The sequence below is a fragment of the Bradyrhizobium mercantei genome (assembly GCF_001982635.1).
Taxonomy (GTDB): domain Bacteria; phylum Pseudomonadota; class Alphaproteobacteria; order Rhizobiales; family Xanthobacteraceae; genus Bradyrhizobium; species Bradyrhizobium mercantei.
Genome location: NZ_MKFI01000005.1, coordinates 604,403 through 619,473, shown reverse-complemented (window position 1 = coordinate 619,473; position 15,071 = coordinate 604,403). Strand labels below are relative to the sequence as shown.

General features: G+C 65.5%; 17 protein-coding genes. 8 read left to right on the top strand and 9 right to left on the bottom strand.

Annotated features, from left to right (window positions below):
* Positions 1-8 precede the first annotated feature (8 nt).
* Positions 9-1,103: a citrate synthase/methylcitrate synthase gene (locus tag BI327_RS25550; RefSeq protein WP_076864028.1), complete on the top strand. Its 1,095-nt coding sequence runs from the start codon at positions 9-11 to the stop codon at positions 1,101-1,103.
* Between the two features lie 169 nt (positions 1,104-1,272).
* Here BI327_RS25550 and BI327_RS25545 read toward each other — a convergent pair whose 3' ends face one another.
* Complete coding sequence (locus tag BI327_RS25545; protein ID WP_076864027.1) at positions 1,273-1,908, bottom strand: J domain-containing protein; 636 nt, start codon at positions 1,906-1,908, stop codon at positions 1,273-1,275.
* Positions 1,909-2,017: 109 nt separating this feature from the next.
* Between BI327_RS25545 and BI327_RS25540 the strand changes: the two genes are divergently transcribed.
* Positions 2,018-2,293: a BolA family protein gene (locus tag BI327_RS25540; protein ID WP_028338206.1), complete on the top strand. Its 276-nt coding sequence runs from the start codon at positions 2,018-2,020 to the stop codon at positions 2,291-2,293.
* An 89-nt stretch (positions 2,294-2,382) separates the two neighbouring features.
* Positions 2,383-2,862, top strand: a complete 480-nt coding sequence (locus tag BI327_RS25535) for a hypothetical protein (RefSeq protein WP_245334927.1) — start codon at positions 2,383-2,385, stop codon at positions 2,860-2,862.
* Positions 2,863-3,015: 153 nt separating this feature from the next.
* On the opposite strand, the gene BI327_RS25530 is transcribed toward BI327_RS25535, so the two are convergent.
* The 3 genes from BI327_RS25530 to BI327_RS25520 are packed head-to-tail and all read right to left on the bottom strand — an operon-like array spanning position 3,016 to position 6,130.
* A complete protein-coding gene (locus BI327_RS25530; protein WP_076864026.1) occupies positions 3,016-4,326 on the bottom strand; it encodes an HlyC/CorC family transporter in 1,311 nt (436 codons plus the stop codon).
* Between the two features lie 32 nt (positions 4,327-4,358).
* Positions 4,359-5,501, bottom strand: coding sequence for a 3-dehydroquinate synthase (gene aroB / locus BI327_RS25525; protein WP_076864025.1), 1,143 nt, complete (start codon positions 5,499-5,501; stop codon positions 4,359-4,361).
* Positions 5,498-6,130: a shikimate kinase gene (locus BI327_RS25520; protein WP_076864024.1), complete on the bottom strand. Its 633-nt coding sequence runs from the start codon at positions 6,128-6,130 to the stop codon at positions 5,498-5,500. The genes aroB and BI327_RS25520 overlap by 4 nt, the downstream gene beginning before the upstream one ends.
* Positions 6,131-6,275: 145 nt before the next feature.
* Between BI327_RS25520 and BI327_RS25515 the strand changes: the two genes are divergently transcribed.
* The 5 genes from BI327_RS25515 to BI327_RS25495 all read left to right on the top strand — a co-directional run bounded on the left by BI327_RS25515 (position 6,276) and on the right by BI327_RS25495 (position 11,013).
* Positions 6,276-6,422: a histidine kinase gene (locus BI327_RS25515; protein WP_076864023.1), complete on the top strand. Its 147-nt coding sequence runs from the start codon at positions 6,276-6,278 to the stop codon at positions 6,420-6,422.
* Positions 6,423-6,438: 16 nt separating this feature from the next.
* A complete protein-coding gene (gene xerD / locus BI327_RS25510) occupies positions 6,439-7,419 on the top strand; it encodes a site-specific tyrosine recombinase XerD (RefSeq protein WP_076864022.1) in 981 nt (326 codons plus the stop codon).
* 211 nt (positions 7,420-7,630) lie between these two features.
* Entirely contained in the window at positions 7,631-8,593 is a 963-nt protein-coding gene (locus BI327_RS25505; protein WP_076864021.1) for an acetyl-CoA carboxylase carboxyltransferase subunit alpha, read from the top strand.
* 229 nt (positions 8,594-8,822) lie between these two features.
* A complete protein-coding gene (locus tag BI327_RS25500; protein ID WP_076864020.1) occupies positions 8,823-10,313 on the top strand; it encodes a L,D-transpeptidase family protein in 1,491 nt (496 codons plus the stop codon).
* A 304-nt stretch (positions 10,314-10,617) separates the two neighbouring features.
* Positions 10,618-11,013 (top strand): nuclear transport factor 2 family protein, encoded by a 396-nt coding sequence (locus BI327_RS25495; RefSeq protein WP_076864019.1) that lies wholly within the window; start codon positions 10,618-10,620, stop codon positions 11,011-11,013.
* A gap of 27 nt (positions 11,014-11,040) precedes the next feature.
* Here BI327_RS25495 and BI327_RS25490 read toward each other — a convergent pair whose 3' ends face one another.
* The 5 genes from BI327_RS25490 to BI327_RS25470 form a co-directional block, all read right to left on the bottom strand.
* Positions 11,041-11,271, bottom strand: coding sequence for a hypothetical protein (locus tag BI327_RS25490; protein ID WP_076864018.1), 231 nt, complete (start codon positions 11,269-11,271; stop codon positions 11,041-11,043).
* Between the two features lie 65 nt (positions 11,272-11,336).
* On the bottom strand, positions 11,337-12,038 hold the full coding sequence (locus tag BI327_RS25485) for a branched-chain amino acid ABC transporter ATP-binding protein (RefSeq protein WP_076864017.1): 702 nt from the start codon (positions 12,036-12,038) through the stop codon (positions 11,337-11,339).
* Positions 12,031-12,765 carry an ABC transporter ATP-binding protein gene (locus tag BI327_RS25480; RefSeq protein ID WP_076864016.1) on the bottom strand — a complete coding sequence of 245 codons (735 nt, stop codon included), beginning with the start codon at positions 12,763-12,765 and terminating at the stop codon, positions 12,031-12,033. The genes BI327_RS25485 and BI327_RS25480 overlap by 8 nt, the downstream gene beginning before the upstream one ends.
* Positions 12,752-13,840 (bottom strand): branched-chain amino acid ABC transporter permease, encoded by a 1,089-nt coding sequence (locus tag BI327_RS25475; protein WP_245334926.1) that lies wholly within the window; start codon positions 13,838-13,840, stop codon positions 12,752-12,754. The genes BI327_RS25480 and BI327_RS25475 overlap by 14 nt, the downstream gene beginning before the upstream one ends.
* Before the next feature lie 7 nt (positions 13,841-13,847).
* A complete protein-coding gene (locus BI327_RS25470) occupies positions 13,848-15,068 on the bottom strand; it encodes a substrate-binding protein (RefSeq protein WP_050423926.1) in 1,221 nt (406 codons plus the stop codon).
* Between the last annotated feature and the right edge of the window lie 3 nt (positions 15,069-15,071).

Sequence of the window (15,071 nt, the reverse complement as noted above, 5' to 3'; positions counted from 1 at the left end):
ATCGGGCCATGAATATGATTCTCACCAAGAGCCAGATCGGTCTGGACGGCGTTCCCGCCGCCGAGACCGTGTTGAGCCATGTCGACGGCGAGCGCGGCGAGTTGATCATCGCCGGCGAGCACGTCGCCAACCTCGCCGGCAAGTCGAGCTTCGAGGGCGTCACGGCGCGGCTGTGGAACGGCGCCACCGGCAAGTCGCTGAGCGAGGCCAATGTCCGCGCCAGCCTCGGCGCTGCCCGTGAGCGCGCCTTCGCGCGGCTGCCGGACCTGCTGCCGCCAACGCGCGGCATGTCGATCGTCGACGGCTTCCGGGCCGCGATCGCGGGCCTCCGCGGCGAGAACGGGCTGGAGCACGAGGCGACCATTGTCGGCGCCTTCCCGGTGGTCGCGGGGGCGTTGGTACAGCAAGCCAAGGGACATGCGCCGATCGCGCCCGATCCGAATGTCAGCCACGCCGCCGACACGCTGCACATGCTGCTGGGCCGCAGGGCCGCGCCGCGCGAGGTCGCAGCCCTCGACGCCTATCTCGTCACGGTCTGCGATCACGGCATGAATGCGTCGACCTTCACCACGCGGGTGATCGCCTCGACCCAGGCCGATCTGTTCGCGGCCATCACCGGCGGCTATTGCGCGCTGACCGGCCCGCTGCATGGCGGCGCGCCGGAGCCGGTGCTGGAGATGCTGGATGCGATCGGCAGCCGCGAGCGGATCAAGCCCTGGGTCGACGGGGCGCTGGCGCACGGCGAGCGGCTGATGGGCTTCGGCCATCGCGTCTATCGCGTGCGCGACCCGCGCGCCGACGTGCTGAAGGTCGCGATCGAGCGCCTGGAGGCCAGCGGTGCCGACCTGCCGTTTGCCGGCGAGGTCGAAGCCTATATCCGCGAGGCGCTGCGGAAGAAGAATCCGGAGCGGCCGCTCGAGACCAATGTCGAGTTCTTCACCGCGATCCTGCTCGACGGGCTCAAGATCCCGCGGCAGGCGTTCACGCCGATCTTCGCAGTGGCCCGTGTCGCCGGCTGGACCGCGCACGCACTCGAGCAGCGCCGCACCGGACGGTTGATCCGTCCGAGTTCGTCCTATGTCGGAGCAGTGCCGAAGGACTGAGACAGCGGGAAACATCCAACGGCGGAGCCACAAACTCCGCTGTCGTCCCTGCGAAAGCAGGGACCCATACGCCGCGGCCCATCAATGGGGCAGTCGGGCAGACATCTTGCGCAGACAATACCGGCCGGTGGTTATGGGCCGCTGCGTTCGCAGGGGCGACGGCGAGAGCTCAGGCCTCGCGCACCACGGTCTTGAGATAGTTATACGCCTTGATGATCTCGATCAGGCGATCCTCGGTGGAGCGGTCGCCGCCATTGGCGTCGGGATGGTGCTGCTTGACCAGCGCCTTGTATTTCGACTTGACGTCTTCCAGCGTCGCCTCGGCGCCGAGGCCCATCACCATCAGCGCCTTGCGCTCGGCGTTCATCACCTTGCGGGTCTCGGGCTTGGGCTCCGCGCCACCCGGTCCGGGGCGCCAGCGGCCGCGGCCGTTGAGCTCGGAGAACACGTGGAACGGATCGGAGGCGGCATCGAGACCGCTCTCCTTCTTGCCGTTGTTGGCGCCCATCTTCCAGGTCGGGCGGTGGCCGGTCAGCGCATCCTTCTGGTAGCGCGCGACGTCGTCGGGATTCATGCCCTGGAAGAAATTGTAGGACTGGTTGTACTCGCGGACGTGATCGAGACAGAAGTGCCAGTACTCGCGCGAATTCTCACGGCCCTTCGGGGCGCGATGCGCGCCCTTGTTCTGGCAACCCGCCCACTCGCAGGTCACAGCCTGCTCGCCGGCCTGCGCCTGGCGCTTCGCACTCACCTTGGTCGGCTTGATGCGAATGGAGTCGAAGAATTTTGATGAATCGATCGGCATGTTCTCTTTGACTACGCAATGCACAAATCTTCAAGTCTTGACATTGCGCAGACCTCGTTTCCCGCTTGTACCATTGACGAAAAGCCGTCGCGAAACTAACTCCGCCGCCATGAGCACCAAAGACGCTATCATAAACAAGTTGCGTGAAGCTTTCTTGCCCGAAAGCCTCGACGTGGTCGATGAGTCACATCTGCATGAGGGCCACGCCGGCCACCGGCCAGGCGGGGAGACGCATTTCAGGGTATATATTGTGTCTCCGGCCTTCGAAGGGAAGAGCCGGATCGAACGCCATCGCATGATAAATGCGACGCTGGCGCAGGAACTCGCTGGCTCGGTGCATGCGCTGGCGATCCATGCCCACGGCCCCGGGGAAAAGCCGCGCTAGGGCCTGCTTGGCTCAAGACGAAGCAGCGGTTTTCCGTTATGAGGATAGTACCTCCGGCGATGGACCTGCTCCATACGTGAGAACTACGGATGGCATCGCCGCTTGATATGGGGCCATTGATGATCCCTTGCTGGCCACGTTTTCGGTCGATTGTCACCGCCGCCGGCCTGCTCCTGATCTGCGCGATGCGCCCGGCCTCGGCGCTGGATATGCCGAGCCCGTTCGTCCAGGAGGTGCTGATCAAGAGCATCCTGGTCTCGCTCAACGACGCGGTGGCCGCGAACAATTTCACCGTGTTCCACGCCAAGATCTCAAAGCCGTTCCGCGACCAGTTTCCGCCCGACAAGCTGAAGACCATCTTCAAGGACCTGGTCGACAAGCACGCGGTGTTCGATGCGGTGGTCGCCAAGCCGATCGTGCTCGATGAGGATGCCAAGATCGACGACAAGGGCGTGTTGCGGCTGAAGGGCCATTTCGACACCACGCCCAAGCAGGTGAAGTATCAGCTCGGCTTCATCCCCTCCGACGGCGCGTGGAAGCTGTCGGGCATCTCGATCGATATCGAGTAACTTCCGGCAGACTGCCAGCCCCGTCATCCTGAGGTGCGAGCAGAGCGAGCCTCGAAGGATGCACGGCCACCGCTCGTGCCCGTCGACCCTTCGAGACGCCGCTTCGCGGCTCCTCAGGGTGACGGTGATAGCATGGGCGTCATTCGCGTCGCCTCAGAACGCCGTTCCCGCCCGCTTCGGCTTCTTCTCGTCGAGTTCGGCGGCCTCGCGCGGGACAGCCACGATGCGCAGCGCGGTGATGCGGTTGCGCTCGCGGCGGAGCACGCGGAAGCGGAAGCCGTGGAAGGTGAAGCTCTGGCCGCGCTCCGGGATCGAGCGCGCCTCGTGGATCACGAGGCCGGCAACCGTGGTCGCCTCCTCGTCCGGCAGCCGCCAGTCCATCGCGCGGTTGAGGTCGCGGATCGGCACCGAGCCATCGACCACGACCGAGCCGTCCGGCTGGGCACGGACACCGGCGACGACGACGTCATGCTCGTCGGAGATGTCGCCGACGATCTCCTCCAGAATGTCCTCCAGCGTCACCATGCCTTCGACCTCGCCATACTCATCGACCACGAGGGCGAAGTGGGTCTTGCGGCGGCGGAACGCCTTCAGCTGCTCGGAGACCGGACGCATTTCCGGCACGAACCAGGGCGGCAGCGCGATCGCCGAGGCATCGATCGCCGACATGTCGCCCTCATTGGCGCGGATCGCCCGCAGCAGATCCTTGGCGTGCAGCACGCCGACGATGTTTTCCGGCTTCTCCCGCCACAGCGGGATGCGGGTGTATTCGCTGGCCAGCACCTCGCGCACCAGTTCTTCCGGCGGCAGGTCGGCGTTGACCATGGTCATCTCGGTGCGATGGACCATCACGTCGGAGACCTGAAGCTCGCTGAGGTCGAGCAGCCCGCCGAGCATGTCGCGGTCCTGCTTCTCGACCTTGCCTTCATGATGCAGCAGATCGACCGCGCCACGCAGACGTTCGGTCGGCGACAGCACCGCCTGATGGGCACCGACCTTGATGCCGAGCAGCTTCATCAGCGCCAGCACGATGGTCTCGATGACGGTGAGCAACGGCCCCAGCACGAAGATCGTCAGCCGCATCGGCCGCGCGACCAAGAGCGAGATGCGGTCGGGCGCGTTGATCGCGATGGTCTTGGGCAGCACCTCGGCGAACACCACGACCATCACGGTCATCACGGCGGTGGCGTAGAGCACGCCGACATCGCCGAACCAGGCGGTGAACACGCCGGTCGCCAGCGCCGAGGCGCCGATATTGGCGATGTTGTTGCCGAGCAGCAGCGCGCCGATCATGCGCTCGCGCATGTTGACCAGCTTTGAGACCACGCCGGCCTCGCTGTTGCCCTGCTTCGACAGCCGCAGCATGCTGGCGCGCGAGGCGCCGGTCAGCGCCGTCTCACTCGCCGCGAAGAACGCGGAGATCAGGAGACAGAGCAGCACGATCGAGAAGGTCAACCATCCCACTGAAATGATCCGTGGCTTATTGATCCGAGGCTTCAGGCCTTGAGCTTGGCTTGCAGGAAGTCGCGCACCGGCTGCGGCTCGACATTGTTGGCGATCACGGCGCGGCCGACCGCCTCGAGCAGGATGAAGGTGAGCTTACCGCGCTTGACCTTCTTGTCCTGCGCCATCAGCGCCAGCAATGCGTCGGCATCGGCAAGGCCTTCCTGCTTGAACCCTGCGATATCCTGCAGGCGCGTCGGCAATCCTACCGCGGAAAGATGACGCGCGATGCGGGTCGCATCGTCGGACGAGATCATGCCGAGCTGCGCGGAGAATTCCGCGGCCAGCACCATGCCGACCGAGACGCCCTCGCCGTGGAACAGGCGGTCGGAGAAGCCGGTCGCGGCTTCCAGCGCATGGCCGAAGGTGTGGCCGAGATTGAGCAGCGCGCGCTCGCCGGTCTCGCGCTCGTCGCGGGAGACGACGCCGGCCTTGGCGCGGCAGGAGGTAGCGATCGCGTGCTCGCGCCCGGCGCCGCCTGCGAAGATGTCGGCATGGTTCTTCTCGAGCCAGGCGAAGAACGCCTCGTCACCGAGGATGCCGTATTTCGCGACCTCGGCGTAGCCGGCGCGGAACTGGCGCGGCGACAGCGTGTCGAGCACCGAGGTGTCGGCGATCACAAGCACCGGCTGGTGGAAGGCGCCGATCAGGTTCTTGCCCTGCGGCGAGTTGATGCCGGTCTTGCCGCCAACGGAGGAATCGACCTGCGCTAGCAGCGAGGTCGGCACCTGCACGAAATCGACGCCGCGGCGCAGAATCGCGGCCGCGAAGCCGGCGAGATCGCCGACCACGCCGCCGCCGAGCGCGATGACCAGATCGTTGCGCTCGATCTTCGCCGCGATCAGCGCTTCGCTGACCTGCGTCAGCGTCGCATAGCTCTTCGAGCCCTCGCCCTCCTCGACGACGATCCGCGACGTCGGCACGCCAGCGGCGGCGAGCGACGCCTCAGTCGGCTCCAGCCAGTGCTTGGCGACGGTACGGTCGGTGACGATGGCGGTGCGCACGCCGGGCCGCAGCGCCGCGACACGTTCGCCGAGCGAGGCCAGTACGTCGCGGCCGATGACGATGTCATAGGCGCGGTCGCCGAGCGCGACGTCGAGGGTAACGGAGGCGGAATGTTTCAGGGGCGCAGTCATGAGGTCGCGTTCAATCCATCAGATGGTGGCCCGTCGGCCGGACGCACGCCGCACAGATGCGCATGCAGGGCCTCGAGGCATTCGTCGACGATACGGTCGTGCGGTACGTCGCGGGAGGCGATCGTCAGATCGGCGGTGCCGTAGAGCGGCTCGCGCTCGCTGAGCAGCCGGTTGACGGTCGCCTCCGGGTCAGGGGTGTGCAGCAGCGGACGGTCGGCGCGGCGGCGGACCCGGCGCATGATGATATCACTGTCGGCCTTGAGCCAGATCGAGACCGCACGGGCGCGGATCCGGTTGCGGGTCTCCTCGCGCATGAAGGCGCCGCCGCCGGTCGCCAGCACGATCGGGCCGCTGTCGAGGATGCGAGCGATCACCCGCGCCTCGCCATCGCGAAAATACGGCTCGCCGTGGGTCTCGAAGATCTCCGGAATCGTCATGCCCGCGGCGGTCTCGATCTCGGTGTCGGCATCGGTGAACGGCAGCTTGAGCCGCGCCGCCATCCGCCGGCCGATGGTCGACTTGCCGGCCCCCATCATGCCGACCAGCACGATCGACCGCGTCCCCAGCGCGGCCGCAATATCGGCCTCCAGGGTCGGGTGGGTGGGCGCCGGGACGGCTGCGTCGGACATCAAAAAGCTCGGATATTGGGACGAATTGTTCAGAATTCGAGCCACCTATACTACCCCCGGCGATACCGTTACCAGCGACTCTTGCAACGGCGCGGGGAACATGTTGGATGATTTCATTGGTTAATTCGCCGCCCGAGTCGCCTCCATGCCCAGCCTGTTCCGCTTCCTGACGGTCGTCGCCGTGATTTTCGGGATCGGCTACGGCATCGTCTTCGCGCTGGCGAATTACGTGCAGCCGAAACCGCGGGAAATGACCGTGACCATCCCGCCGGATAAGTTCCTCAAGAAATAGGCGCTATGATTCTGGCATGCCCGTAGCAGCCAAGATTCCCGCCAAGCCTCAAATCAAGTCCTCCGACGCCAGACTGACCGCGTTGTTCCTCGACATGCTCGCCGCGGAACAGGGCGCAGGCCGCAACACGCTCGACGCCTACCGGCGCGACCTCACCGATTTTTCCGACTACCTCGCCCATGCCGGCGCCGATTTCACCAGCGCCGACACCGAGGCGCTGCGCGGCTACCTCGCCGACCTCGACACCAGGGGCTTCAAGTCGACCAGCGTGGCACGGCGGCTGTCGGCGATGCGGCATCTCTACCGTTTCCTGCTCAACGAGCGGGTCCGCGGCGACGATCCGGCTGCGATCCTGTCCGGCCCGAAGCGCGGCCGCAGCCTGCCCAAGGTGCTGTCGATCCAGGACGTCGACCGCATGCTGACCCGCGCCAAGGAGCTGACCCAGACCGACGTCTCGCCGGCGCAGCGGCTGCGCGCGCTGCGGCTGTATTGCCTGCTCGAGGTGCTCTACGCTACCGGCCTGCGCGTCTCCGAGTTGGTGTCGCTGCCGGTGTCCGCGGCGCGGCGCGATGCGCGGATGATCGTGGTGCGCGGCAAGGGCAACAAGGAGCGGCTGGTGCCGCTCAACGAGGCCTCGCGCCAGGCGATGGCGGATTACCTCGCGGCGCTGGAGGTGATGACACCGAAGGCGAAGAAGGCGGCGCCGTCGAAATGGCTGTTTCCCTCCTCCGGCGAGAGCGGCCATTTGACCCGGCAGCATTTCGCCCGCGACCTGAAGGAGCTTGCGAGCGCCTCCGGACTTGCGCCGCGGCTGGTCTCCCCGCACGTGCTGCGTCATGCGTTTGCCAGCCATCTGCTGCACAATGGCGCCGACCTGCGGATCGTGCAGACCCTGCTCGGCCACACCGATATCTCGACCACCCAGATCTACACCCATGTGGTCGAGGAGCGGCTGAAGAGCCTGGTCCGCGACCTGCACCCGCTGGCCGAGAAGTAAGTCCGGCGCATTCTGATCGCGTCGGGACATCGATACCGCCACCTGATCCGCCTTGACTTCCGCACCGTCTCCGCAGAAAGAGCGGGGCCTGCTTGCGATCCGAAGCGTGCATTCCGCCCGAATGCGCGTTAACCAATTGAAGTTACAAAACTTCTCGTCACACCGCCAAAACCGCTTCGCCCCTCGCACCGTTCCTCCCTATATTGAGTTGATGCCCGACCCGATGCGCAGCTATCTCGACTTCGAAAAACCCGTCGCCGAGCTTGAATCCAAGATCGACGAGTTGCGGGCGCTTGCCGCAAGCGGCAGCGACATCGGCGACGAGGTCGCGCGGATCGAGGACAAGGCGGCGCAGGCGCTGACCGACCTCTATGCCAATCTGACGCCGTGGCAGAAGACGCTGGTGGCGCGGCATCCGCAGCGGCCGCACTTCACCGATTTCATCGGCGGCCTGATCACCGAATTCACACCGATGGCCGGCGACCGCAAATTCGCCGACGACGAGGCGCTGATCGGCGGCTTCGGCCGCTTCCGCGGCGAGAGCATCTGCGTAGTCGGCCAGGAGAAGGGCGCCACCACCGACAGCCGCATCAAGCATAATTTCGGCATGGCGCGCCCCGAAGGCTACCGCAAGGCGGTGCGCCTGATGGAGATGGCTGACCGCTTCGGCATCCCGGTGCTGTCGATCGTCGATTCCGCCGGCGCCTATCCCGGCATCGGCGCCGAGGAGCGCGGCCAGGCCGAGGCGATCGCGCGCTCAACCGACGCCTGCCTGTCGCTCGGCGTGCCCAATGTCGCGATCGTCACCGGCGAAGGCATGTCGGGCGGCGCTATCGCCATCACCACCGCCAACCGCGTCCTGATGATGGAGCACGCGATCTACAGCGTGATCTCGCCGGAGGCGGCGTCCTCGATCCTGTGGCGCGACGGCACCAAGGCGCAGGAAGCCGCCAACAGCATGAAGATCACCGCCCAGGACATGCTGCGCTTCGGCGTGATCGACCAGATCCTGAAGGAGCCCTCCGGCGGCGCCCATCGCGACCCCGCCGCGATGATCACGACGACGGGCGACGCCATCGCCCAGGCGCTCAACGACCTACGAAATCTTGATCCGGACGCGATTCGCAAACAGCGGCGCCAGAAGTTCCTCGACATCGGCCGCAAGCTCGGCTGAGCGGCCCAAACAGCCCGATTTTTCGACCAAATCGGCCAATTTCGCCGTAATTGGGCCCCGAGCCGGGTCTTTAACGTTCCTTGAACCATGCCTGCTAGCGTGAGGGCTGTCAGCCCCGGTTCAGGTTGCGAGCAGGGGTGGTCGAAGGCTAATATTTTACACAATGGCTTCAGGGCATATTCGCCGTGTTGGGGTCGCGAAAATCGCCCGGTGGGTGTGGAGCTCGGACTTGACTCATCGCACGCTCGTACGCGCGCTTCTGACTTCGGCGGTGCTCGCCGCAGGCGTCATGCTCGCCGGTTGTGACAGCGACCAGATCTCGCTCGCGCAGAACGCCAAGGCCAACCAGCCGGTCCCGCCGAAGCTCGTCGCCGCCATGGCCGAGAAGGACATGGACCTGCAGTCGCCGATCCTGGTGCGGCTGTTCAAGCAGGAGGCCGAGCTCGAGGTCTGGAAGCAGACCCGCTCCGGCCAGTTCGCGTTGCTCAAGACCTATCCGATCTGCCGCTGGTCGGGCGATCTCGGCCCGAAGGTCCGCGAGGGCGACCGCCAGGCGCCCGAGGGGTTCTACTCGATCAATCCGAGCCAGATGAATCCGCAGTCGGCCTACTACCTGTCGTTCAACACCGGCTATCCCAACGCCTTCGACAAGTCGCTCGGCCGCACCGGCTCGGAGCTGATGGTGCATGGCGACTGCTCCTCGCGCGGCTGCTACGCGATGACCGACGAGCAGATCGCGGAAATCTACTCGCTCGGCCGCGAATCCTTCTTCGGCGGCCAGAAGGCGTTCCAGTTCCAGGCCTATCCGTTCCGGATGACGGCGGTGAACATGGCCAAGCACCGCAACAATCCGAACATGCCGTTCTGGAAGATGATCAAGGTCGGCAATGATCATTTCGAGGTGACGAAGCAGGAGCCGAAGGTCGACTTCTGCGAGAAGAAATACGTGTTCGACGCGGCGAAGCCGGCGGATGCTGTGCGCGATCCGGTGTTCAATGCATCGGCGAAGTGCCCGGCCTATGTGATCCCCGAGGAGATCGCGAGCGCGGTGCGCGAGAAGGAGCAGCGCGACGACGCCGAGATGACCAAGCTGGCCGCCAAGGGCACGCCGGTGGCGCGCCTCAACACCGGCATCGACGGCGGCATGAACGCGATCTTCGCCTCGAAGATTCCGGAAGGAAACACCGGCCTGTCCGAAGGCGGCGACAGCCAGGCGCTGGCATCGATGTCGCTGGCGCGCGCGCCGGGCACGATCCCCGGCACGGTCAATCCTCCGAAGCCCAATCTCGCGGTCCGGCAGGAAGAGCCCGTGGTGGCGACGACGTCGTCGACCTCGGTCGCGACGACGGCCTCGACCGCGCCGCCGGCCAACACCCGGGTTGCGTCAGCGAATGCGTCCGACAAGTCGGAAGGCTTCTTCTCGAGCTTTGCCCGCAAGGTCGGTATCGGCGGCGCCACCGCCGACGCCAGCAAGGCGACCGCGCCAGCTCCGGCTGCCGCCGCACCGGCCAAGCCGAAGGTTGCCGAGGCCAAGCCGCAATCCGTGGTTCGCGTCGCGCCGAAGGCGGAGCCGAAGCAGGCCGCGAGGCCCGCGCCGAAGCCGCAAGCGACCGACACCGCCGCAGCCGCGCCGGCCGCGACATCGTCGACCCAACTCGCCGGCTCCGCGCCTGTCGTGCAGACCAACTCGTTCGACACCCGCTTCTCCGCGGTGAAGTAAGCGCGGCGACCTCGTCGTCGCGGTGAAAGCCGGCGCGACGCGAGCCGCTTTTCACTGCGCGAATTAAGACGTCAAACAACCCAGTGTCATCACCCGCGAAAGCGAAAGCGGGTGATCCAGTATTCCAGAGGCCGCAGTGCTTGAGCCGAGAGGCCGCGGCGTACTGGATCGCCCGGTCGAGCCGGGCGATGACGAGTGTGAATGGGGATGCAGCTCGTCTCCTGATATCACCGCTGCCACATTCCCCTCGCCAATTGCGCGTACACAATCGTCAGATCATGCACGCACAGCCGGAGGGACTGCGATGGACGATCACACCGTACGCGCGGCGCTGCAACGCCATTGGGAAGCTTCTGACGCCAGCGATTTCGAACGCGAGCATGACATCTACCGCGACGATGCGGTGCTCGATTATCCGCAATCCGGCGAGCGGATCCGAGGCCGGCGCAACATTCAGCAGAGCCGGACGGTCCAGCCGAACAAGAAGCGCTTCGCGATCCGGCGCATGATCGGCGGCGGCGATCTATGGATCACCGAGTACATCCTCACCTATGACGACAGGCCATCCTACGTGGTGAGCATCATGGAATTCCGCGACGGGCTGGTCACCCACGAAACCCAGTATTTCGCCGACCGGTTTGACCCCGCGCCGTCACGGGCGCACCTCGTCGAGCACGTCGACGGGACATCGCCGCACTGAGCCGACGCGTGGCCGCAGCAGCGGCGGCTACATGCCGTGGCTTTCGAAAACCTTCTTGCAGCTTCGGCTCAAACTGTCGCGCTTCATCTGCAGACAGTTCTGGACGGCGCCGTCATTGCCGAGGTCCTTGCGGCAGAAGCGCTGCGCATCGCGCGAGCAGGCGGATTGTTCCGATTTGGTGCCGGCATGCTGTGCCAATGCGGCACCGCTGCTGATGACGGCGACGGCAAAAAGAGCTGCAATCGAGAAATAACGCATCGTGAATTCCTCCCGCTGCCTAAACGGCAGCCGGAGCTCTTCGTTCCCCCGGGAACCCTGGGATTCTACGGCGCAAGATACCGCAGCAGTTCCGGATCGTTGCGCACCTCGCTCGCGCCGCCCTGCAGCGCAACGCGGCCGCGGTCCAGCACATACGCGTAGTCGGCGACGCGCAGCGCGAGATCGAGATGCTGCTCGACGATCACGACCGAGATGGATTTGGCGAGCTCGATCAGCCGCTCGGTGATCTCCTCGATCACGCCGATCCAGACGCCTTCGGTCGGCTCGTCCAAGAGCAGCAATTTCGGATTGCCGAGCATGGCGCGGCCGATCGCCAGCATCTTGCGCTCGCCGCCGGACAGCGTGCCGGCCGGCTGGTCGAGGCGCTGGCCGAGCTTCGGGAAGATCGCCAGCACGCGATCGACCGCACTGGCATCCGAGTTGAACAGCGAGCCGACCGCAAGATTGTCGCGCACCGACAGGCGGGCGAACACCGAATGCTCCTGCGGCACGTAGCCGATGCCGGAGCGCACCCGCTCCTCGGTGCGGCGGCGCGTGATGTCGCGGCCGTCGAAGAAAAGTTCGCCCTGCGAGCTCGCGAGCTCGCCGACGATGGTCTTCATCAGCGTGGTCTTGCCGGCGCCGTTGCGGCCGAGCACGGCGACGCCGCCGCGCCAGGGAATGCCGATGTTGACATCGAACAGCACCTGGCTGCGGCCATAACCGGCATCGAGATGCCTTATATCGAGGAAGGTTTGCTCAGGCACGGCGAAGATAGATCTCCTGGACGCTCTTGTTGGCCTGGATCTCGGCGACCGTGCCCGACGCCAGCACCTTGCCCTGGTCGAGCACGGTGAGGCGGTCGCAGATGTCGCGGATGAAACCGAGGTCGTGTTCGACGATGACGAGCGAGCAATGCTGCTTGATCGGCTGCAACAGCTCGCCGGTGACGCGGCGCTCCTCGAGGCTCATGCCGCCGGTCGGCTCGTCCAGCAGCAGCAGCCGCGGCTTGCCCGCGAGCGCCATCGCGATCTCGAGCCACTGCTGCTGGCCGTGCGACAGCGCGGCTGCGGCATCGTGCGCGCGATCGGCGAGCCGGAACTGGGTCAGCATCGTCATCACCTGGTCGTGCAGCCTGTTGCGGGTGCGCGAGAGCACCAGATCGAACAGCGACGACTGCGCCTGCAGCGCCAGCAGGATGTTGTCATACAGCGTCAGCGTCGGCAGCACCGAGGTGATCTGGAATTTCAGGCTCATGCCGGCGCGGGCGCGCTCGGTCGGCGTGAATGCGGTGATGTCGGTATTGACGAAGGAGACCTTGCCCGTGGTCGGCACCTCGGCGCCGGCGACGCATTTCATCAGCGTGCTCTTGCCCGAGCCGTTCGGCCCGATCAGGCCGTGAAACTCGTTCTCGCCGACGGTCAGATCAGCGCCGTCAAGCGCGGTGAGCTTGCCGAACACCTTGCTGATGCCCTGCGCCTCAAGGAGCGGCATTGCCGGCCTCCTTTGGTGCTTTGCCGAAACGGCCGACCCGCTCGCGCTCGCCGAGCACGAAGGAGATCAGCCCGAGCGGACGGAACATGATGACGAGCAACAGCAGCACGCCGAGGATGATCGGCCAGACGTCGCGGTAATTGTCCGACAGCCAGAACGAGACGCCCTCGATGATGACGGTGCCGATCACGGCGCCGATCAGCGTGCCGGAGCCGCCGAACAGGACGTAGAGCACGACCTGGGTCGAGAACACGACGCCAAGCATGTTGGGCCAGACGAAGCCTTCGTGGAAGGCATAGAGGCTGCCGGCGAGGCCGGCGATGGTGCCGCCGACCGCGAAGATGATCGCCTTCAGATGCTGGGCCTTGTAGCCGAAGAAGGCGATGCGCTGCTCGTTCTCGCGCAGGCCCGCCAGCGCGAGGCCGAATTGCGAGCGGACCAGGAAGCGGCAGAGCAGATAGACCACGACGAGGATCGCGAGCACCATGTAGTAGTAGACCGGCCCTTCCTCGAACTCGTAGCTGCCGAGGGTGAGCGGCGGGATCGACGGGATGCCGTTCTGGCCGCCGAGATAGTACCAGCCGCGCGCCAGCCGGTCCGCGGCATAGGAGCCGGTCAGCGTGCCGAGCGAGACGAAGATCACGCTCGAGGGATAACGCCCGAGCAGCAGGAAGCCGCCGAGCAGCAGCGCCGCGGTGAGCCCAATTAAGGCGCCCGCCGGCAGGATCAGCAGGATCGAGGTGACGTTGAGGTCGCGCGCCATCAGCGCCACGCCGTAGCCGGCGGCGCCGAAGAACAGCGCCTGGCCGAAGCTCATGATGCCGGCATAGCCCCACACCAGATCGAACGACAGCGCGAACAGCGCGAGGATCACCACGCGCGTGGCAAACACCGTCAGATAGTCCTGCAGCACCCACGGCAGGACCAGCGCGATCAAGAGCACCAGCCCTTCCACGATCGGCAGGACCTTCCATCCTGCCGATGCCTGTCTCGCCGGCGCGCTTGCGGCCGGTGCACCCTCGCCCGTCACGACATCCTCGCTGATGCGTGCGACGGCCTCTCTTGCTCCACTCATTGATCGCTCAGCATTCCTTGGGATCAACGAGACCGTCGCTGCGCGCCACGATCTCATAGTTCCCGCCTTTGGCAACAGCGGTGTACATCTTCATCTTGCAGTGACGCTTGCCCGGCACCATTTCGGCCGGTCCGCCGGGTCCTTCGGCGATCTTGGCGTGATCGAGCGCGGCCGCCACCGACTCGCGGTCGACCTTGCCGGCTTCCTTGACCGCGGCTTCCCACAGCTTGAGGCCGCGATAGGTTCCGGTGGCGGCGCTGCCGGCCGCGAACAAAAAGTTGCCCGGGAAATCCTTTTCATAGGCCGCCTGGAGCTTGGCGTCGAACGGATCCTCCTTGGTCAGCACCTTGAAATAGTCGAGGCAGCTCGCCAGGCCCTCGATCTCGTTGGCCTGATTGATGTTGAGCGTGTTCTCGTCATAGTAGACGCAGGCGAGCCGCCCGCCGTTCTTGAGGAAGCCCGCTTCATAGAGCTGCTTGAAGAACGGACCGACGCCCGGCGGGATCACGGTGTTGAAGACGACGTCGACCTTGTTGGAAATAACGCGGTTCACCGTGGCCGAGAAGTCGACCTGGTCGAGCGGATAATACTCCTCGAACACGACCTCGCCGCCATTGTCCTCGATCACCTTGCGGGCGTAGACGTTGAGCGTGTGCGGCCAGACATAGTTGGCGCTCGGCAGCGCGAACTTCTTGCCGCCGTTCTTGATCAGCCAGGGAATGAAGGTGTCGCATTGCTGCGCCGGCGTCGGGCCGGTGCAGAACAGATAGGGCGTGCACTCCTTGCCCTCATAGAGCTGCGGATAGATGTAGAGCGTCTTGCCGCGCGCCACGATCGGGTCCTTGATCGCGTTGCGCATCGACGAGGTGATGCCGCCCAGCACCATGTCGACCTTGTCGCGCTGGATCAGCTTGCGGACATTGCCGACCGCGACCGATTCGTTCGAGGCGGTGTCCTCGATATAGAGCTCGAGCGGCCGGCCGAGCAGGCCGCCGCCGGCGTTGATCTCCTTGATCACCATCTTGGCGACGTTGGCGTCGGCGTTGCCGGCATAGGCGATCGGGCCGGTCAGGTCGGTCGCGATGCCGACCTTGATCGGACCCTCGGCGGCGTTGGCCCAGTCGGGCCTCACCACCCAGCTGCCGACCCCGGTCGCGAGCGCACCGGTCGCGAAGGCGAAATTGCTCATGAAGCGGCGGCGCGTCAGGTTCATGCGTTCAATCGACATGGT